Source organism: Pseudomonas cremoricolorata DSM 17059 = NBRC 16634, assembly GCF_000425745.1.
Lineage (GTDB): Bacteria > Pseudomonadota > Gammaproteobacteria > Pseudomonadales > Pseudomonadaceae > Aquipseudomonas > Aquipseudomonas cremoricolorata.
The window spans coordinates 268,492-288,383 of record NZ_KE384442.1 but is presented as its reverse complement, the minus strand read 5'-3'; the positions used below and the strand labels follow the sequence as shown (position 1 = coordinate 288,383).

Sequence of the window (19,892 nt, the reverse complement as noted above, 5' to 3'; positions counted from 1 at the left end):
CATCCATCTTAAATCATAGAGGCGCAGCCAACCCAACCTTGCGAAAGACGCCTTGAGTGTTTGGCCGTCGACTAGCTCTCGCCCTGCTCCCTGGCTGGACGTTGGCTGTGGAGACTGCAGGTCGGCATCCTCTAGCTGACTTGTTCGCAGCTAGCGAACAGACGCTGTGCGTAAGCAAAGCCTCTAACTCGAACCCAATCGTGGTTCACCAGGAAAACCCAGCAAAGCAAGATGACCAGTTCGACTCCTGTGGCTGCGAGCAGGACTGGATGTTTCGCTAACGCCTCGAAGCTCAATTCTTGCAGGGGCAAACCTATCGTGTGATACAGAGTCACCAGGCAGAGCGCGACGCAGGTTAGGGCCACTAGGATGCCTGTCGACTTGCAAGCCGTGAGATTCCGGGCGAATCCATACTCCACGTTTTCGTCAAAGATCATGGCGTACTTTTTCGTGTCTCTCGTCTGTTCACGCAGGAAGTTCGCCGCAGACCGATACACATCATCTGCGGCCTTCGGGTCAGTTTTTTCTTCCTCTTCCGTGACGACGGTGAAATCCTTTATGAGATCCGCCAGGCGCTGCATGTAGCGTTTTTTCGTGGGCCGCTCCAACGTGTCGTCGGAGTGCCTCAGCACGATGGTGGTCGGGGCACCACCCCACGCCTTGAACAGCTTCTCCTGGAGCTTATTGCCTTTGCTGGACATTTGGCTCGCGGCAAAGGCGACCACACCGAACGATACAAGGAAGGTTGCGATCACCCCGTTCAAGGATCGCGCAGCTTCGAAGAAAGCCATGACGTAAATGACTACCGGCAACACCAACAGCAAAGCAGGCTTTACCCTGGCCTTGTACTTATACGCATCAAAAACCTTGCTGAAATCCATACCAACCCCTCACGCAGTGCATGGTATTTGGGCATCAATCGAACAAACACACGTCGATCATCTAGGCGTATCGCGCAATTTCGCCGCTCGCCAACAACTAACCAAAGGTGAAACCCGTTACCCCAAGGCTCACCTCACATAAATGCCGAGATCAGCATCGGAAACGATCAGCATCAGTGCCGGTAAACCCTCTATCTGCATCCGGCTGACCAGCGTGGCAAACAAGACAAGGTCGTCTGCGCTCTGCTTGACGGAACAACCGTTCGGATGGGAATGCCAGTCCCCGACATAGTCAACGGTGCCAGCAGTCAGATCGTGCACCTTCCTCAGTGCCTCTAACTGACCTTCCTTGCCCCGGATGAAATGGGTTGGGCTCGACTCGCTGTCGGGTGGAGGTGGCAGGGTATCGACCAGGACGATGGTCTTCGTCTTCAAGTCAGTGATACCGAGAATGGATCCACCGGTTTCGTTGGGAAGCGCCGCAAGCCGCTGTGCCTTGATCTTGTCAATAAGGCCACTGTCATACGTTACCGACCAATCTCCAATCGTTGCGCAGGTGACGGGATGTACCAGGGCCTCATGTGATCCCACACTGCCCGACTCATCATCCAGCGCCGATATCATGATCTTGGCTTCGGCACCAGTTACGACCTTGCGCAGCCTCCGGGAAATTAGTCCCGCGTGGACATGGATGTTTTCATTCGACATCCGGAACGAAATATCCCGGCATCCGCCACCTACCCACCGATCGCCAAGGTGGTTGACGAGATGGGTTTCACCCCAAGGGTTGTTCAAGATTGCGCGGTAATACTGCCCTTCAAGGGCATCCAAACGCTGCAACCGCGCCGAGTCTTCGAGCAGAATGACATTCGACATTCCTGATGGAGTAAGGAAAACACTGGCCATCCGTGTTGAATGATCCCGTCGCGCCAGATCACGAGGCACAGCCAGCGTCGTGGTGGCATCGATCAAAAGCTCAGCGTCCTCTATGGCCTCATTGATGCGGGGATCGTCAGCGAGAATGCCGTCGCAGATCGCAGCAGGTACCGGTTCGCCCGGATAGATCTGCCCTACCATCCTCCGAAGCACATCCGCTTTGCGTAAACCGACAAATCTGTCGTTTGCGACATGCCTGACCAAGTTGTGAGGGAGGAGCAGATCCGGGTCTACATACGTCCATGTGCCCCAGGCCAAGCGAGCCCAGATGTCGGCAAGCATGCCTCCTAGCGCACCTACCCCAGCCAACACACCCTTGAAAGTTGCAGTATCGGGATCGACAGCAGAGAGGTCTCGGGCAAACGCCGCGCTCAGCGAAGATCGCACCTCCACAGGCCTGAGGCCAAGCCCCTTCCATGTCTCCCCTGTGTAACCTCCCAACTGCACGGCGGGATAACAAACACCGTCCGCGTTCGGCGGGGCCAGCATCTCGAAAGAGGCTGCCAGATCAAAGAGATTGATCTCCAGCATGTAGCCTTTGACATCCATCCGATCCGCTTCGCCATTGCGAAGTCTGGGTACCCAAGCCAGGATCAAGATGCCCTGGTTGTCGTTCTGAGCCGCCCGACTTAGCCCGCCAGAAGCTGCTTCACGCACAGCATTTGAAAGTTGCGTAGACAGCTCGCTGCCCCACTCCACCAACTGGTCATGCAACTCCCCAAGGTTAAACGGGAACATGGCCACCGACGTCGGCTCAACGGGCGGCACCATGATATTGAGTAAGCGGTAATTGCTTTGGGTCGTTCCACTGGAATCCATGACCGCACGCAGCGTTATTTTGTCGCTTCTGTCTGTCATCAGGACGTGCAGTTTGCAATCGTCACTCGCCAGCTGCGCCGGAGTTAGCGCTGGCAGGATGAGCTGGAACGGGCTCGCGTAGAACATTTGCTCCAGCGGTTGATCTTCACGGTGCAGGCGTAGCTCCGATGACTCACGCAGCCACCAGAACAGACGCTCAAGAAACCGTTCAGCAGTCCAGATGCGCTCAACGCCACTCCACTCCACATCGTAGAGGCACAGGATCTTCGGCGTACCCGGCGCCGAGCCATGAAGATGTGACAGCGCAGGAAAATCTGTGCGAAGCGCATGCACAGTCACTGGAACACGAAGCCGTGGATTTACAGCAATGGCTAACGTCTCTACACGGTGGATTCCCCCAGGGTTACACTTGGCAATCGTGCCGTCGCCCGCCTCGATGACGACGTACTCGGTTACCCCGCCTGCCTCAGCTTCCTGCCGAAGCTCCAGGAACTCGACGCCCGAGGCCCCCTTGCATGCTTTCACCAACGCTCGGGTGCAGGCATGAATAGGCTCGGGCTGATCGCCCATTGGGTCACCGACCGCATAGAAACCGGTCATTTTCTAGGAGCGCCTGCGCGAGGAGCCGCAGCAGCCGCAGCCGAGGTCGCAGCTGCGGCAACCGCTACCGCAGCCTTGATCACTGTACCGTCAGAGGCCGACTCCAATTCGAGCACGCCTTTGGAACCGTTCTCTTCCGTGCAGGCGAACCACCCATCCACTGGGCGCAGAATCGACCTGTATTCACGCTTGGCGCGGATGCAAGGTGGATCGTTGAAGTCGTCAACGATCTTTTTGCTGCTGGAGACAATCGTCGCGCCCTGTTTTGCCTGGCCCAGAGCATTGCGCGCTGCCTCGGAAACCCTGGCGTCTTCGCCTTTGCCCGACCAGCTGTCCCAGGACAGGGTGTGCCACGAGCAGTGGTGTGGCGCGAGGAGCAAGTCGTAAGCGAGCGTTTCTGGGTCATCCTCAAAGCGTTTCCACATCCGCTCCCAGATGAGAACTTCAGCATCACCACCTACGAAGAACCGGGTGCGCTTGGAGCTGAATTGAGACGGTGAGATGTGCATGTTCATGACGATGCTCGACTCGTTCTTGGTCAGCTCTTCCTCCAGCGCAGCATCATCTTCATGAGGTGCAGGAGCCAGGAGCTGGGCCCTGAACACTGACGAAGAAGAGCCATTGATGTCGCTGAACCATTCGCCAGACTTCACCAGGATCGCGCGCAGATCGTCAGTCTTGCCATCAACGTCTTCACCCATGATCTTGATGCGGTTACCGCTAGCTGCCCAGCGGTGGTCACGCCAATACTGGACGCGCCGACGCGCCTCTTTGTTGAAAGCGCTCGCGTCATCACACAGCGTGTGATTTGGCGACCGACGCCGAAAGACCAGAGGCGAAGACCAGAGCTCGCGAATGATGATGCGCTTTTCCCAGCGATCCTTTTTATCATCCGGATACTGATCGGGGGGGCCCAGCCAGAAATGCTTGCTCAGCCCGCCGCAGTGATCCTTGTCCGGATGGCTCAGCATGAAGGCATCAACGTACGGACGATCCTTGTCATCCCGCAACAGCCGCTCGCGCAGTGCTCGCCCCACATCGGGTGTGTCATCGTTCGGGTCGTCGGCTTTTCCCCGGATGTGGCAATCGATCAAGATGCTTGTGACATTGAAGTCTGCCAAGCGTACGAGCGTCATATCCCCGTTACCGACTTGGAAAAAAGTAAATTTAGCGGGCACTCTTACCTCCATGCGCTATCTGCAAAATAACCCTCAGGCCATAGCTGAGCGTCATCTTCCATTCACTGAAAAACGTTTATGTTTTATGCACCATCGCGCCGTTTATAAAACGGGACGCAAATGATTCATCGCTTTGGTGAGTAATATTTACGCAACACGTGCTGAGGTCAGATTTCAAGAGAATCGGGGGGGATGTTGATATGCTCGTTTCCTGCTGCCTGGACAACCTAACCGGCGAGCTTAGGACGCCACTTCAACCGCACATCACCACCCGATCTTCGCTGGCCACGGTGACTAGGATGAGCCATGGCCCAACCGTATATCACCTAGCACAACCCCAAGAAATCCGTTTCGAGGCCGCCCCGAAAACACTACATCTAGTGCCTTCCACAAAGTACAGCTACAACATATTCAAAACAACGCCCGACCGCAAGTGCCTGTCGCACGAGTAGCTTGCGCACCCATGTACGGTTGGATCCCATTTTTCAACTGTACGGATGCACAGCCCTGATGTTTCAAGGGCTTAACAGAAAAGAGGGCGTAATAAATTGTTACAAACTCAGATCTGTCTGAGATTTTCTCGGTGCGACGAGTTATGACGCAACGAAAGGAGCGCCTGAAAACCGACAGTAGATCAGCGTCAAATTAGCGACATAAAGTTGCACAACCTACTTGCCGAATCTATCTAATCGAGCCTTCTCGCTTATGAACTGAGCCTGAAGTTATCGGCGCTGCCGCACCTAACTAGCAGACAATTCAATAAACCAAGTGCAGACGCACTTGCAGTAGTTGCTCATCGAAGAGATCCTCGCTGGGCTCAAGTCTGGCTTGCCGCGCGGCGCCTGAATCAAAGCAAGCTTCACTGGCCCGGCATTCGCCATGGCTTCGAAATCGAACTCGACAGCGAACAACTCCAGGCGCCTAGCCTGCCGTAGCAGCGGGTCGGTTCGGGCGGTGTGATCAGCATGCTGTAACCGCCGGCCATTAGGCCGGTCTGTTTGTCGTCGTTTCGCGCCTGCTCTGACACAATCGGCACGCATGAATGGGCATGATCCGTATGCCTATCTCAAAGATGTGCTGACGCGGCTGCCGACGCAGCGAGCCAGTGAAATCGGGCAACTGCTGCCGCATCAGTGGGTGCCGGCCTGACTTACGCAAGGTGAGTTCACCGGACGCTTACGCAGATACGGCTCTTCAGCGAGCTCATCTTCAATCAGGAGTTCAGTATGGGACACCTCAGCCTGGAGGACGTCTACCCCGATGACGTTGATAAATATGGCCATATGCGTGTGGGAATGACCGACCTCTATGTCAAAGACAACCACGCCAACTATGGTGCGGTTACGCGTGGGGAATGCCGCGAGCTGACCAGCAGGTTGCTGCGTGACGCAGCGGTGCAGATGATCATAAGCGCTAGGCTTGCAGCGTTGCCCGAGGATTACGATCCGTGGATCAGCAGGATTGAGCGCAATCGCGCCTTACGGGCAAGGTATGAGGACACATTCGATCCTTGGGGCGATGACTAACAGCCCCATGATCGCCACCCCGCCACACGCCCAAGTCCCTAGCGAACAGGGCATCGCGGAGCGCAGGTGTCGCGCGGTTCTCATGGACGAGTCGGCGAAGCAGTGACTGGTTTAGATGCTCTCTGAGACGGGAGCGCAGTTCGATAAACGATTGTGATCCGCCAATGTTGCTTGTAGGCCACTGACGCGTTAACGCTTGCCGAAGAACCTGAAAAGCCTCGGCACCAATCGTACTTGGGTACAAGCGCTGCATCTCATCAAACCCGGCGCTGCGCTTATACCCAGCTAAGGTCTCGCTCAGCACCACGCCCAGGGAGTCCCCGAAGACCCGCCACGCCTGTTCCCACAGCCGCTTTCTACTTCATCCTGCAACGCCTACCCTCACCTATCACATCGCGCCGCGATCGTCCCCCTGGCGGCCACCCTTGACTGCACAGAAAGGACGCAAATGCATATCGAATTTGATCTGAATGTGAATGACGCAGAAGCGCTACTGCGCCACTGCCAGACTCATGTGCCAGCAAGCGGAGATCCTCGCGAAGATGCACGTTTGATGGACGCGTTGACCACATTAGTGGAAGCGCTAATGACAGCTGACGCCCAATCATAATCAGAGCCATGGCGAGAGCCAAAAACACACCGATCGAAACCTCTGGTTTTGCTCAGTGAGCACTAGGTTGCGCGCAGCCTTTTCATGAAGGCTGCCTGTAAGGTGGCTGCAGACGATCAACTGGCCGCTGGAAAGCTAGAGCGCGGATGGTGGTGAGGTCATTCAGTGGCACTCATTCTCGTTGTTGTCTGACATGGGAAAGATGCAAGGCGGAATAACCCTGGCCAAAAAATTTTGGCGACAGCGCTGTGTTTTGTACCCAAAGCTGAAGCAGCGGCCTTTGGCCGAAACGACGATCCCCCTGCCAGCCCCTCCCTTTGCCTCACGGCAAGGCCTGGAAGGGCTCAAAAACCGAAAGATCAAAACCGAAGATCAGCTTTCAACCCCTCGCCGTGATCCAGCCTCAGGCGGCGAGGCCAACACCGTATAAAAATTTCGCCTCAAAAAATTTTCAAGAGGGGGGGGGGGGTGAATAAAAATCCCACTTGCTGATCGGAAGTGTCGACTCCATCACACTTTTCACTCCGACTGACCAGAATTGGATGACGGTGGCCGGGGTTTGCGGGGTTCTACCAAAGCTCTCCACAGCTGACTCCCGAGTGCGCTCGCTCGGGGCCACGGCACGCTATCTACGCAGGCCAGAGTGGAATGGGGAGCTACTGGCTCATTGGCGTGCTGCTAATCCCACGCGCCAGTGAGGCTAGGGCCTGTACTTCGTCATAGGACAGCCCCTAAGATCTAAAGCCATCACAAATCCAGGGAGTGCCGATCTTGCCGAGCGTATTTTTCTCATACTGCCATGCCGATGAAGCGCTTCGTGATCAGCTGGAAAAGCAGCTCTCGATGCTCAAACGTCAGGGCGTGATCGACACGTGGCATGACCGCCGGATTGGTGCAGGTCAGGAAATTGATGCGGCCATCGACAACCACATCAACAGTGACGAAATCATCCTTCTTCTAGTGAGCCCGGACTTCATCGCCTCAGATTATTGCTACAACATCGAGATGGCTCGTGCCATGGAGCGCCACGCGGCTAAGGACGCGATCGTCATCCCTGTGATTCTGCGCGCGTGTGATTGGCACCATGCTCCCTTCGGAAAGCTGCTTGCCACGCCTGAGGATGGTAAACCGGTCACCCTTTGGCCCGACCGGGATGTAGCTTTCCTGCAGGTGGCGCAGGCGGTACGCAAGGCTGCAGAACGATGCCGCCAGGCTGTGCCCAGTCCTGCATCGCAAATCGAGCGCGTGGCGTCAGTCATTCCACAGCCGTCAAGCCAGTCAACTCCTGCCGGCCCTCGGTCGAGTAACCTACGAGTTGCTAAGACCTTTACCCAGCGGGACAAAGATCAGTTCTTGCTCGACAGCTTCGAGTACATCGCTCGCTACTTCGAGAACTCGCTTCATGAGCTTCAAGCCCGCAATCCTGGCTATGAAGGGGTGTACCGTCGAATCGATGCCAATCGCTTTTCCGCAGTGATCTATAAGGACGGACAAGACGTTGCCAAGGGGACGGTATTTACAGGGGGTCAGCTGGGTGCCGGAATTTACTACAGCCAAGGCGACTCGTTTGCTGGCAACAGCTACAACGAGTCCCTCTCGGTGAACGCTGATGATCAAGCCCTGTACTTGAAAACCCTGGGCATGTCCCACTATGCCGGTCACGACCAGAAGCTGTCTCAAGAAGGTGCTGCGGAAGCGCTGTGGAGCATCGTCATCACGCCATTGCAGCGCGGGAGATGACCTCTCTTGGCCAACCTCAGGGTCATAGCGATGGAGTAGTGGCGGGACAACGTCCGCGTGGCTTACCGCCCTCTATCGATCCCTGGCATCATTTGCGGCGCTTTGAAGCAATAAGAGCATCGAAGGCCTCCTGACTCGAAAGCCCCTCCCGCATTCTTGTGATCAAGAATTCTGCATCCAACCCCGCAGGGTCAAAATGCGATCGGGCATGCCGGACGATCGACAACCAGAGCTCGAAAGGGACAGCTGTGCTATCGCCATGCCGGTACCGATAACTTGGCCGCTGCAGCAACGCAGGCGCTCGCATGACCAGGTCGTCACTCAACCGCTGAAATATTTGAAAGGGTGTGTCGCTCATCCCAATGATGGAGGGGTGAGTAAGGCGCCTGATTGATTGAATGGCTGACTCAGGATCGACAGTATGCAGCTCCGATAGGCGTCGCACGTCGGCCTCAAACGCCTCAGGGCCTACTGTCGCTGCCAGGCGCTCGATGATCTCCAGCTCAGGTAGGTTGTGGCGCTCCAACGCGACCATGCGCATCTCCATAATTGCCCCTCCTAGTTGATACGACGCCCAGCACGCCGGCTGTCTGAGTAATTACAGCACACATGGCCAAGCGCTCATTTGCACTTGGCACGTGAATCTTAACCGGAGCCGGAGCGGCTGGCGGCTTTCGATCCGAAGGCCGATGAGATGAGAGTGATAGCCCAACGTGATCCCGCCAAAAACATCCGGCATCTCGAAGAGCACGACCGCGCTGCAATCTTGTCTCTGGACGAGAAGCATTTCATGACTCTGGTGCTAGCTCGGATGGCTGGCCAGGCTGTACCGGCAGTATGATGTCAGTTTGAGTGCCAACGGGCCCTGCGGGGCCCTTTCTGAGAGCGCGCATGGAAAAGTTCGTTTACAGATTCCGATCTATCGAAAGACTTTTGGGTCAAGAGGCTGAGGGCGATAATCCAGCTAAACCTGGTGAGCTTGAAAAGCTGCATATTTATTTTTCACCACCCAGCCAACTTAACGATCCCCTCGAAGGATATCGTGAGATGTACTGGTCGGGGGACAAAATTGTATGGATGAACCTTTTCCGCCACTATCTGTTGACCTTAGCAATTCGGAGCTGGCAGGTCGAAGCCGAATTTTATCAAGAGGAAGTTCCTGAGGATTTGGATGTTCACGTTAGCCCTCAGGATCTTCAAGAAGAGTTCAGGATTGCTTTCGATGATATGGATAAGCAGCTCACATCAGACTACATGATTAACAGCTTTGCAGAGGCTTTAGCAAAGAAACGACGAAAGTGCTTCAAGCCAGAACTGCTAAATTACCTGCAATGGCTTCACTTGCGCTTTTTGAATATCGTATTTGAAACTAATCATTATCACGATCTGACATCTGTATCGGCCACCGACCCTTCATATACAGTTGAGGAATGGCACAAGCTTAGTCTCGGCATACTCAAAAATATAGGAAAGCCATTATCAAAAAGCCAGAAGACTGAAGCTCATTGCAAAATCGCGGTTTCAGCTGCAGCGTATCGTATCAACTCCTCACTGATTGGAGACCCTCGATACAAAGAGTACAATCAGCTGATTACCACCTTTCCTGCGCGCTACTGCGAAAGCATAGAGCGACTGATGTACCCTGATTGGTATGTAGCGTGCTTCATGGACGACGCCAGCAACTCATCTATCTGGGGAACTTATGGGGAAAATCATACGGGAATCTGCCTGAAGTACAGAGTTTCTGGCGCTCAGGACAACATGCACTTAGAGTTATACAAACCGGTCGGCCTTGATCGAAAGGGCATCGCACAGTCCTTCCAGGGAATGCCCCTTGAGAAAGTGCACTATAATCGAGAGCATGTTGAGACCAACTTCTTTACTTCACTTGGCAATATCAACCCTGAGAAAAGTACCTTTTGGTATCAAGGCCTTGATGGGGAGTTTAGCAGCTCAGCCAAGTGGTTTTTGTCCGATGACCACCATCATAGAGAACGTTACTGGAAAACATTCGATAGAGCGCTCACCACAAAAATCAACCAGTGGCATGCTGAGCAAGAATACAGAATCCTACTCAAGTCTCACATAAATTTGTCCGCTGTTAAGGATAGGCTGTTAAAGTACAGATTCAAAAACCTAGATGGGTTGATATTTGGCATAAAGACGCCGTTAAAGGACAGATTGAAAGCTATACGAATAATCAAAGGTCATTGCGAAAACGCAAAAAGGAAAACATTTAACTTTTACCAGGCTTTCTATGACCCAGAGACCAAGTCTATTGGGCATGGACTTATGGATGTATCGATGTACTGGGACAGCATTGAAGGCAACGACGGATAATTTATAATTTTAGCATTTAAAAATCGACTGCCTATTCGCTGCGCTGGTGATCATGGGTGCTGAGAAGCACTTTTCTTTAGCAAGTAGGTACACAATAGAGCGGCGCAGTGAAGTGGCACGACTAGAGGCCGAAGTGGGACGCTGTGAACCGGGTAGCCCCCTCTTCACATCTCGCCCCCCTTGGAAACTCGCCAGGGCGTCGCGGGACACTCCCCAACCCCCTCTGATCTGCGCATGGATTATGCAGCCTGGATTCACAGCTTCAAGCATGGGTATCCTATGACCAGCATCCCTCTCCAATCACTAGGGATACATTTGTACTCCTCATGGACTTGCTCATGAACGACATCTGGTTGCGAGAACAAGAAAGAAGGAAGGCCCTCTGGCAACTGGCTGATCTGATGCCTGGTGACCGGGGCGCTCAGGCAGTCTTGAAGAGGCTGGAAGAGCTTGAGCGACTCGATCATGACGCCCCACTGAGCGAATGCCATCTCGATCCGGATCAACTGGCAGAGCTGCCTAGGGAAGCTCATCCCGTAGGCTGTTGGGTCGTGCGAGAAGGCGACATCCCAGAACCATGGAAATCCCGCTTTGTCATTGCGCTCGGCCCCGCAGGCAGGGTCGAGGAGGGATTTTACCTACAGGATTGGATTGATTTTCTCGACGCCTGGCAACGCGATCTCGCACATGTGGAGCAGCACCGTGCGGCGCTTGAGGATGAGTAATCAATCAAAAAGTCAGCGGCCTGTAAAGGCCGCACCCATGCCTTAAGAAAAGCCATCAGCGTAAATTTAGCGAACTACGATTCCATGCTGCGCGAAGTCGCTTAAGAGTGTCTTGCGACTCAACATGGCGGGTAGCTTGAAGACGTTCCTGTATCCATACCAAAGGCCCATAGGGAGCAGCACTAACCCTATGCCAAACGTGGCCGTAGCGGCAATAATAGCTGCTGGAACTGAAGCAAGCGAAAATACTACACCTTTTAACACTGTTGATCTTGCAATCAAACGGATGTCATCCAGGTCGTATTCGACTTTCCCATTTTTGTTTTCAAAAGCCAAAACAACGATGGTCTTTTTCGAGAGCCTCTTAAAATACCAGGTTCGTGGAGTTTCAGTTGCCATGGCACCATGATTTTTTAGGTACTTTGGAACTACCACTTGTTTAAAATAGAATGTATTGCCTTGCTCATCTTCAAGTCTCACGCGATTATAAAGCGCATCAAGATCGCTAAGTGCTTGTACGTCATAATTTTTGATAATCACCGTTATTTTTTCGAGGTCAGCCATTTTTCGTCCTTAAGGCATTAGTTTTAGGCAGGCGCGACTTTTTTGTACAAACCATCATGAGCAGCCAGGTGGCGTGCTCACGGGGCACTGGCTGAGACTGGGGCGACCGGCCACTGGAATCGCCTCCCATTGCCACGAGGACTACCTGGGTAAAAGGCTGTCACGAGCTCTGCTCGCTGGAGATCACGTAATGATCTCCTCCGGCGGTACGCACCAGCTTGAAGCCCTCCCTCTCTTCAACACACCAAACGGGGGGCGTGGCAACTGTCATTCCGTCCTCCGACTTCCTCGATTGGTCGTTGTAAACGAGCGCGACGTATCGCTCCCCTACTCTTGCCGCGCTGAAAAGGTAAGCGTCGACATGTACTGACCAATTGACGGCCTGGGCCCGAACGACCTCACAGGGCAAACCTTGATAGGCGCTCTGCCGTTTTTCGCCCCTCTGGAGGCTCTCCGGCCACTCACGATTTGACATCTGCTTCGTTCCCGACAATTCAAAACCACTGCGGATGCAACCTAGCCGCACCGCCTTCTCCGATCGATAGGCCGACGGGGCGCGATGCGATTTAGCAAATAATTGAGCGGGCCGCTCGTGCAGCTCCAGCCGGAGCCACGCCCCGTATGACGATCTTCAAAGCCAGGGCTGCGCGGCGTAAGCCCGTCATGCCTTGAGACGTCATTGGCTGGCGCTCTAGGAAACGCAAGAGTTCCCGCCGACACCACAAAGTACGGTTTTATACATTATATGATGTGTAACTGTACACGCTAACATGGCTATATCCTCGCTTTTTGGGGACATCGCCTTGTTGAAGCAAGCGCTTGCGGCAGTCATTCGGACGATCCGGGAGAATCTGGGCTTCACCCAGGAGAGCTTGGCTCACGCGGCATCGCGGACATACCTGAGCAGGATCGAGAACGCCGAGACCAATCCGACCATCGAGAAATTCGCAGAGCTGGCCGAGGCGCTCGGATTGAACCCTGTGGCACTGATGGCGCTCGTTCTCTCGACCCGCGACAAGATCACCGCCGCCGATGTTCTCGCCAAAGCTACCGAAGATTTGAAAGTCCTTGAGAGTAGGATCAGCACTGATGACATCAGGGCGCACCTGGCGGGCATGAGCATTCAGAAGCGGCCTGCCGCGCGGCCAGCCGACATCCTGAAGCTGCGAAAAGTACTTGAGTGCAGGGGCGCTGGTTTGAGTAAGGCCGAGACCGCGAGGCAGCTAAATCTCACCCGCTCTACTGTCGGCTACCTGTGGGATAGGACGGTGCCTGCGGAAGACTGAACACGCCCAGCGGGCTCACCTCCTTCGAGTAGCCCGAGGGGATGGGGACTTGCTCGCCTGGCGAGACTCAGCACGTTCAGCATGCTATTCACAAAAGATAAGTGAAGCGGACACGGATGAATCCAAGAGTAGCAATCTGATATCATGCATGTCGATGACAGCTGCTTTCATCAGAGCTGCTTAATGCTGCCTAGATACGGCACGACTCGCTAAGGAAGAGCACTGAGGCATGCAAAACCTTTCATCGAACCCTACCTCGGCACCTGGACAGTACTACGGATTTTCTATCCAGCCGACACGGCTCTGCTTCCACCTCCTCCAGGCGCCTTCCGGATCCGTCGTGTCATTGGAAGTATTGGACGACACTGATGTGATTCAGCCGGACAATCACGTCCAAGTTGAACAGGCAAAGAGCGGGCTCGCTACCAATCCCATTTCAGACTGGTCAATAGATCTATGGAAGACGTTCTCCAACTGGATCGACGCCATTGAGAGTGGTCACATCGATCTGAGTCGAACCCGTTTCCGCCTACATATTGTTCAGCAAAAATCAGGGAAGCTAGCGGAACTGCTGCATTTCTCTCACACAACAGAGCTTGCGCTCGAAGCAGTCAAGACAATAAGGAAGAGGTTCAACAAGGAAAAGCCGGACGGCTGCAAGCAATATCTAAAAAAGTTTCTCAACTACGACCCTGAGAAACTCAGCCAGCTGATCATAAAGTTCTCCTGTGAGTGTGGCGACAGCGACCCCATCAAGCCAATCAAAGATTTTCTTTCCAACACCGTGGCCGAGCCAGCCTTAGACGATGTATGCCGATCAGTGATTGGTTGGATCAAGATTCGATCTGACGAACTAATCGGAGCACGCAAGCTTGCAACTATTCACAAGGATGAATTTGCAGATTGGCTATCTACGCATTGTTCTAAGTTATCATACGATTACCTCCTAACTTACTCCGTACCAGAACCCGACCCACTTGAGGTAGCGGCCAATATCCTGAAGCATCCGATAATGATGCGTCAGCTCGAACTAATTGGGCGCGGCGAACGTGACAAGATCAAGGCAATGGCCAACTTCATGCGTTCAAAAACAGGCAAGACGCGTTGGGGTGAGATTGGTTTTGTAGTCGAATCACAGTTTGAAGACTTCATAGATACCCTTGAAAATTTGTGGAGATCAAATTTCCTGGACATCAAAGGAAACTCTGCAAATCTCACCCCCGAAGAACAGGGTGAGTCCGTATACTTACGATGCTACAACCTGACCCCTCAAATTAACGGAAAGGCGACCCCAGAATATATGTCCAGGGGCACCTTCCAATATTTGGCAGACGAACAAGTCATCGGTTGGCATCCCTCCTATAGATCGCTTCTGCCGAAATATCAGGCTTAGACTAACCATACAAATTCAAAAGATGATTAATCCATGGAAGAGATTATTAGACCCAAGCAGGATTTTCGCGAAATCTATCTGATGCAAAATCCGGCAATAGGAGCAGCACTTATATGGAGATTCACTGAAGGCTACGCTCCAAAAGGGCAAGGTCAACTACCAACCATGCTACTGTTGTTCATCGTACTACCCATTCTATTTCACGAGCAGCTTCGAAATGCAGCCATAACAACCAACCCTTCGTCTGGGCTGCGCGTATTTGCTGGAAAGTTTAAATCGGAACAAGAAATCTTATTTGGCATTCAGGGGCGAATGCTCAAACTAAGGGATGTTAGCCTGGCATCAATATCGATCGCCATACAAAGCAATTTGATATCCCTGAATACATCTGATGCGCATGTTGAGAGTCTACGACCTAAAGCTCCCGCAGACCTGCAAAAAAAGACAGCAGACATGATGAAGGCCGCACAAAAGCTGGGCCACTGGTGCAAGACGTTGACCCTACAGGAAGTCCAAGCAATTTTAAGGATTAAGCTCTGATGAAACTACAGATCCGAAAACTAATTCTCTGGCCTAAAAACGGCGGAAAATACAGAGAACTGGAGTTCAAGCCAGGTAACGTAAACGTCATCAGTGGCTCATCCAAGGCTGGCAAATCAGCCGTAATCCCTATTATTGATTACTGCCTATGCTCCGAGCTTTGCGCAATCCCAGTTGGTACGATACGCAAGACCTGCAAATGGTTTGGGATATTGGTAGAGACTGACGAAGGGCAAAAGCTCATAGCTCGGATTGAACCTGGCAGCCAGCGCTCTACCGACGATATGTTTATTATCGAGGGGCAGGTAATTGAGATACCCGAGATAATCGAACACAAAAATACCAACCGAAACAATGTCAAGGAGATACTCAACAGGCTGTCAGGCCTGCCTAACATTGGGTTTGGTGATGACATGTCCGAATTTGGTTTCAAAAACCGCCCAAGCTTCCGAGATTTAATGGCATTTACTTTTCAGCCACAAAATATCGTAGCAAACCCCGATGTGCTTTTTTATAAAGCAGATAGCTACGGGAATCGAGAAAAGCTTAAAAGTATATTCCCATTCATTCTCGGCGCTATTGAATCGAAAACGCTACAGATCGTCTGGGAGCTGAAGGAGCTGAGAAAGCAACTTAAGATCCTTCAAAGCGAACTCACAGCAATTGACGCTGTGTCGAAACAGTGGAAAGCCGAGGCCAACGTGTGGTTCTACCGCTCCCGCGAATACGGCCTGACTGCGGAGGATACCCAGCCACACAGTGAGTGGTTGCATTTGCTGGAACAGCTTAGAGGAATAGCTTATAAATCTTCGCGTGACGCAGTTGTCACTCCCATGGCTATCGAATCATCAACAGAGGTGTTGATTGCGCTGCGTAATCGCGAAACATTGATTGCGGAGAACATCCTCATAGCTAAGTTAAAACTTGATGACCTCAAGGAGATCAAGGACGAAGCGACAAACTACTCATCATCTCTGGTGAAGATGGAAGAGCGTCTTTCTCTTTCGAAGTGGCTCAGAGAGCTAGCCGAAAATAACCACAGCGTAAATCCCTTGGCCTTTCCAACAGTCGACCCATCGTCACAGCTCTCCGAGTTGTGCAACGCACTGGAAGACATCGAGCGGGTAGCCCGATCAGCGCCTAAAGTATCGGCTTCAGTGGAAGGAGAGATCGTACGGATTCGCAACCTTATCCGGCAGGACAGCGAAACACTGGCCGCCATCCGCACCGAGATCAAGGGCATTGAGGCAAAGGATGAGCTCAGCGCCAAACATGCACTGCGGATGACCGAGATTGACCGCTTCCTCGGTAGCATGCAGCAGTCCATCAAGACCTACACCGAAGCCCGCTCAGATTCGGAGCTCACAGAGCGTGTAAAGGCTCTAGAAGCCCGGATCAAGGCATTGGAGCCACAGGTCTCTGACGCGGCGGTTAAGCTGAAGACCACGAACAGTCTGCAGGAAATTAGCGACATCTGCGCGCTGATCACTCCCCATCTCGATGCCGAGTGGGCAGAGGCAAAAATTACCCTGTCGATTCCAGATCTGGCGATCAAGGTGAAGCACGATGGTCGAGAGGATTTCCTTTGGGAAATCGGCAGTGGAGCCAACTGGCTGGCTTATCACATCGCAACGCTGCTAGCGCTCCAACTCTATTTCCTGAAAAAACCAGATCACTCAGTTCCTCACCTGCTTATCTTCGACCAGCCGAGCCAAGTCTACTTCCCTGTGAAAAGCGCTGTGAGGAAGGGCAATGATGAAGGGGCAGAAGAGGTTGAACCCATTCTGGATGACGAAGACCGTGACGCCGTTCGGAAGGTCTTCAGCGTCCTGGCAAGAGGCGTGAAGCGCGCTAAGGGTCACTTGCAGATCATCGTACTCGACCACGCCGGCAGCGAAGTCTGGGGAGGCATTGAAGGCGTGAGCCTGGCCGAAGAATGGCGAGATGGAGAAAAGCTCGTTCCACCACGTTTCGAAGATTGACTGGGGTTTAGGGCATGCTTTTTTTCTGGAGCATGCTCGCCTATGCGTGCAAATCTAGATGAACAGTGAGGTCGAAAAACCCAGAATGAACCCTGCCTGCCCTCGCTCCATGCTCTGCAGTCCATCGGTGTCCATTTTAATTTGAAAAAAAATGGACACCACTCAAAATCCTAACCTATTGATTTATATGGATTAAATGGTGTCCATTTTGTCACCCCAAATGGGGTGTAGGCGTCGACGAACAGCAGCGGCGGCAGGAACAGAAACAGAAACAGCTCCGGATCGAGCGCCACATGCAGACCCAACGTCGGCCACGCTAGCAGCGCCCCCGCGGCGATCTGCACCAGCGGCAACGGCACAGGCAACGGAATCATGCGCCCGAGCAGTTTCGACAGGCTCACCAGCGTCAGCAGGATCAGGACGGTGTAAGCGGACTGCATGGGTACGGAGTTCCTTACGGGTAACACGGTTGGTAGAGCGGCGTGACTGAACGACGCCGATCAATGCCTGCGCATCGAAGCCTAGCGCTGGGGGCACATCCGACACTGCTGCACCTTCGTCGTATACGCGTGCGGGTAACAGCGGTCGAAGCGTGTAGAGGCTAGTCTCACAGGTTCGGTTCCCTTCCCACAGCGCTCAATGATTGGAAATAGACTCTTGCTGTATCAGCAAAGCGATGGGAGGGTGAATCTTTCGCTTTATCATGATAAGCAAGCGAGATATCCAAGTTGCCTATCACAGGAAAGCCTTCAGAGTGATCCAGGATACGAAGTCCTCCCTGGGCCGTACTCAACAATACGGCAGAGACAAAGCAACCCGAGGAGAAGGCCGCCAGAATCCCCGCATGGCTGGTGCTGTGGTAACTAACACGATACGCCTTATTCACTCTATTCAACGCATTCAATATCAAATTCCTGTCTGCACAGCCTTGGGTAAACAGCGCGAGCGGGAGAGGACTCTTGTCAACAATCGTGCTTTCACAAGCGCACACCCATTGCAGAGATTCTGAATGCAGAAGCTCCGACGATATGCTGGGCGGGCATCCCTGGGTCAGCACGACATCCAACTCACCCGCCTCATAACGCTGCCACAGCTGAACACTGTATCCGCAATGCACTTCGATTTCGATATCCGGAAAACGGTCGGCGCAACGCTTCAAGATGCCCGGAAAATAGTTGGAAGCGTACGTGTCGGAAGTACCGACCTTCACCACGCCCTTGCAGGATGTGTCGGTCATCCTTGCGACCGCCTGATCATTAATATCAAGAATATTAATAGCGTAAGCGAGCATGCGCTCACCTTGAGCGGTCAACTCCAGTGCTCGCGGCCCTCTTGCAAAAAGCGCGGAGCCTAAATTAACCTCAAGTTTTTGAACTTGCTGACTGACGGCGGACTGCACGCGACAGAGTTTTTGCGACGCTTTTGAAAAGCTCCCTAGCTCGGCAACGGTGACGAAGGCGCGCAACTGATTCATATCAAGATTCAGAGCCATTTTAAAGTTCGCTATCACACATTGAGATAGGCCGCATCATAATTATTGGCGCGCGCCTGGTCAACTTGTGAATTAGTATCAAAACTTGACGCACAAAAAGCACCTGGCGATCAATCATTATTGGACATATCAATGCCAACGATCAAGACCTTCGCTCAGGCATTAAGCTCTTAGCAACTTATGAAAACATCAGATTCAATCACCCCATAAGGGTTGACACCAAGAACATGGTCAACTGACTGATTCGAGCAGTAAAACATTCAGACAAATTCCAAGGCCTGCGCAGCGACTAGGTGTATGCATCGGCAATTTGTCGAAACATGAAGGATGAGTGAGCGTTGTATGACCCATTACTGGAACGCGTGACATAACGATGAATACACTTGAAAAATATTCACCTCTGCTATTCCTCTTGATGTGGAGTAGCGGAGCGATATTCGTGAAGCTCGGGCTCGAGGATGCTTCCGCCTCGGTTTTCTTGACGGTACGCTCAGTGGGCGCCAGCCTCGCGCTGATGCTCGTCTCCTTATGGATTGCCCGCCACCAGGGGCTCAGGGCGCGACTACGAATGCCGAAAGACCTGCTGATCAAAGCAATCGCCATCGGTATATTGCTGCAGGTCGCTTATCAGACGACTTATTTTCTGGCGCTCGACTACCAATTGACACCGGGGGTGCTAGCGATAATCTTGGGCCTGCAACCGATTTTGACGCCGCTGTTTGCAAACGAAAAAAATGGACGACTGGGGTATTTTTATCTGATCCTGGGTTTGGCCGGGTTGACCATTGCGGTCGTTGGCGCTCGTGAACTGGGAGCCATCACCGCAGCCGGAGTACTCTGCGGCCTGGCCTCGGTGATTGCGATAAGTGCAGGCTCAGTGATGCAGAAGAAATGTGTGATTGATCCTGTGACATCGGCGTTCTATCAAGCCATGACCGCTTCCTGTATTTTCCTGGCAGTGCTTCCGCTTACCGACGTAGAGTTAAAGATTACACCCACTTTTCTGGCATCCGCTGCCTGGATGGTCGTCGTGGTATCCACCTTGGCCACACTGCTGTTGTTTCGCATGCTCGCGAAGCATTCAGCAAGCAAGGTCGGCGTGCTGTTTTATATAACGCCAGTGCTCACGATGCTGCTTGATTATCTCGTATTCGGAAACAGGGTGACGTGGGTTACCTTTGCCGGCGCTTTACTGGTCGTCGCAGCAGTAAAGGGTTTCGGAAGGGTTCAAGCTGCCCACGCTGTTGTTGCATCCAAAGTTCAGGAGTAAGCACGTTACG

The 19,892-nt window shown here is 53.0% G+C and carries 15 protein-coding genes and 2 pseudogenes; 10 read left to right on the top strand and 7 right to left on the bottom strand.

Annotated elements, in window-relative coordinates:
* Positions 1 to 131: 131 nt before the first annotated feature.
* The 3 genes from H618_RS0120185 to H618_RS0120175 all read right to left on the bottom strand — a co-directional run bounded on the left by H618_RS0120185 (position 132) and on the right by H618_RS0120175 (position 4,414).
* On the bottom strand, positions 132 to 881 hold the full coding sequence (locus H618_RS0120185) for a hypothetical protein (protein ID WP_028696785.1): 750 nt from the start codon (positions 879 to 881) through the stop codon (positions 132 to 134).
* A gap of 129 nt (positions 882 to 1,010) precedes the next feature.
* Positions 1,011 to 3,236: an anti-phage 6A-MBL system cap2_3 protein gene (locus tag H618_RS0120180; protein WP_028696784.1), complete on the bottom strand. Its 2,226-nt coding sequence runs from the start codon at positions 3,234 to 3,236 to the stop codon at positions 1,011 to 1,013.
* Complete coding sequence (locus H618_RS0120175; RefSeq protein ID WP_028696783.1) at positions 3,233 to 4,414, bottom strand: anti-phage 6A-MBL system MBL-fold protein; 1,182 nt, start codon at positions 4,412 to 4,414, stop codon at positions 3,233 to 3,235. The genes H618_RS0120180 and H618_RS0120175 overlap by 4 nt, the downstream gene beginning before the upstream one ends.
* Before the next feature lie 1,017 nt (positions 4,415 to 5,431).
* On the opposite strand from H618_RS0120175, the pseudogene H618_RS0120170 reads away from it, so the two are divergent.
* From H618_RS0120170 to H618_RS0120160, 3 genes and pseudogenes are all read left to right on the top strand, one after another.
* A pseudogene (locus tag H618_RS0120170) lies at positions 5,432 to 5,563 on the top strand (transposase domain-containing protein); the annotation flags it as partial.
* Between the two features lie 77 nt (positions 5,564 to 5,640).
* Positions 5,641 to 5,940: a hypothetical protein gene (locus tag H618_RS0120165; RefSeq protein WP_028696781.1), complete on the top strand. Its 300-nt coding sequence runs from the start codon at positions 5,641 to 5,643 to the stop codon at positions 5,938 to 5,940.
* 1,381 nt (positions 5,941 to 7,321) lie between these two features.
* A complete protein-coding gene (locus H618_RS0120160) occupies positions 7,322 to 8,290 on the top strand; it encodes a toll/interleukin-1 receptor domain-containing protein (protein ID WP_028696780.1) in 969 nt (322 codons plus the stop codon).
* A gap of 88 nt (positions 8,291 to 8,378) precedes the next feature.
* On the opposite strand, the gene H618_RS0120155 is transcribed toward H618_RS0120160, so the two are convergent.
* Positions 8,379 to 8,837: a hypothetical protein gene (locus H618_RS0120155; protein WP_028696779.1), complete on the bottom strand. Its 459-nt coding sequence runs from the start codon at positions 8,835 to 8,837 to the stop codon at positions 8,379 to 8,381.
* Between the two features lie 344 nt (positions 8,838 to 9,181).
* Between H618_RS0120155 and H618_RS0120145 the strand changes: the two genes are divergently transcribed.
* Together H618_RS0120145 and H618_RS22000 are read left to right on the top strand one after the other, a co-directional pair.
* A complete protein-coding gene (locus tag H618_RS0120145) occupies positions 9,182 to 10,630 on the top strand; it encodes a DUF2971 domain-containing protein (RefSeq protein WP_081673830.1) in 1,449 nt (482 codons plus the stop codon).
* 338 nt (positions 10,631 to 10,968) lie between these two features.
* On the top strand, positions 10,969 to 11,355 hold the full coding sequence (locus H618_RS22000; protein WP_081673829.1) for a hypothetical protein: 387 nt from the start codon (positions 10,969 to 10,971) through the stop codon (positions 11,353 to 11,355).
* A 66-nt stretch (positions 11,356 to 11,421) separates the two neighbouring features.
* On the opposite strand, the gene H618_RS0120135 is transcribed toward H618_RS22000, so the two are convergent.
* Positions 11,422 to 11,919 (bottom strand): hypothetical protein, encoded by a 498-nt coding sequence (locus tag H618_RS0120135; protein ID WP_028696776.1) that lies wholly within the window; start codon positions 11,917 to 11,919, stop codon positions 11,422 to 11,424.
* An 803-nt stretch (positions 11,920 to 12,722) separates the two neighbouring features.
* Between H618_RS0120135 and H618_RS0120125 the strand changes: the two genes are divergently transcribed.
* From H618_RS0120125 to H618_RS0120110, 4 genes are all read left to right on the top strand, one after another.
* A complete protein-coding gene (locus tag H618_RS0120125) occupies positions 12,723 to 13,205 on the top strand; it encodes a helix-turn-helix domain-containing protein (RefSeq protein ID WP_245586798.1) in 483 nt (160 codons plus the stop codon).
* Between the two features lie 340 nt (positions 13,206 to 13,545).
* Positions 13,546 to 14,598, top strand: coding sequence for an ABC-three component system protein (locus H618_RS0120120; protein WP_154660696.1), 1,053 nt, complete (start codon positions 13,546 to 13,548; stop codon positions 14,596 to 14,598).
* A gap of 33 nt (positions 14,599 to 14,631) precedes the next feature.
* Positions 14,632 to 15,138, top strand: coding sequence for a three component ABC system middle component (locus H618_RS22860; RefSeq protein WP_154660695.1), 507 nt, complete (start codon positions 14,632 to 14,634; stop codon positions 15,136 to 15,138).
* Entirely contained in the window at positions 15,138 to 17,120 is a 1,983-nt protein-coding gene (locus H618_RS0120110; RefSeq protein WP_028696772.1) for a DUF3732 domain-containing protein, read from the top strand. Before H618_RS22860 ends, H618_RS0120110 begins: the two co-directional genes overlap by 1 nt.
* Before the next feature lie 227 nt (positions 17,121 to 17,347).
* On the opposite strand, the pseudogene H618_RS0120100 reads toward H618_RS0120110, so the two are convergent.
* Together H618_RS0120100 and H618_RS21995 are read right to left on the bottom strand one after the other, a co-directional pair.
* Positions 17,348 to 17,560 (bottom strand): annotated as a pseudogene (locus H618_RS0120100) (cation:proton antiporter domain-containing protein); the annotation flags it as partial.
* 167 nt (positions 17,561 to 17,727) lie between these two features.
* Positions 17,728 to 18,612: a LysR substrate-binding domain-containing protein gene (locus H618_RS21995; RefSeq protein WP_028696770.1), complete on the bottom strand. Its 885-nt coding sequence runs from the start codon at positions 18,610 to 18,612 to the stop codon at positions 17,728 to 17,730.
* Between the two features lie 373 nt (positions 18,613 to 18,985).
* On the opposite strand from H618_RS21995, the gene H618_RS0120090 reads away from it, so the two are divergent.
* Positions 18,986 to 19,882 carry a DMT family transporter gene (locus H618_RS0120090; RefSeq protein WP_028696769.1) on the top strand — a complete coding sequence of 299 codons (897 nt, stop codon included), beginning with the start codon at positions 18,986 to 18,988 and terminating at the stop codon, positions 19,880 to 19,882.
* The last annotated feature ends 10 nt before the right edge of the window (positions 19,883 to 19,892 follow it).

Bases quoted from the DNA above. Each gene is read 5' to 3' on its own strand.
- H618_RS0120090 (WP_028696769.1), top strand. From the start codon at position 18,986: ATGAATACACTTGAAAAATATTCACCTCTGCTATTCCTCTTGATGTGG.
- H618_RS0120155 (WP_028696779.1), bottom strand. From the start codon at position 8,837: ATGGAGATGCGCATGGTCGCGTTGGAGCGCCACAACCTACCTGAGCTG.
- H618_RS0120145 (WP_081673830.1), top strand. From the start codon at position 9,182: ATGGAAAAGTTCGTTTACAGATTCCGATCTATCGAAAGACTTTTGGGT.
- H618_RS0120180 (WP_028696784.1), bottom strand. From the start codon at position 3,236: ATGACCGGTTTCTATGCGGTCGGTGACCCAATGGGCGATCAGCCCGAG.
- H618_RS0120185 (WP_028696785.1), bottom strand. From the start codon at position 881: ATGGATTTCAGCAAGGTTTTTGATGCGTATAAGTACAAGGCCAGGGTA.
- H618_RS21995 (WP_028696770.1), bottom strand. From the start codon at position 18,612: ATGGCTCTGAATCTTGATATGAATCAGTTGCGCGCCTTCGTCACCGTT.
- H618_RS0120165 (WP_028696781.1), top strand. From the start codon at position 5,641: ATGGGACACCTCAGCCTGGAGGACGTCTACCCCGATGACGTTGATAAA.
- H618_RS0120135 (WP_028696776.1), bottom strand. From the start codon at position 11,919: ATGGCTGACCTCGAAAAAATAACGGTGATTATCAAAAATTATGACGTA.
- H618_RS0120110 (WP_028696772.1), top strand. From the start codon at position 15,138: ATGAAACTACAGATCCGAAAACTAATTCTCTGGCCTAAAAACGGCGGA.
- H618_RS22860 (WP_154660695.1), top strand. From the start codon at position 14,632: ATGGAAGAGATTATTAGACCCAAGCAGGATTTTCGCGAAATCTATCTG.
- H618_RS22000 (WP_081673829.1), top strand. From the start codon at position 10,969: ATGAACGACATCTGGTTGCGAGAACAAGAAAGAAGGAAGGCCCTCTGG.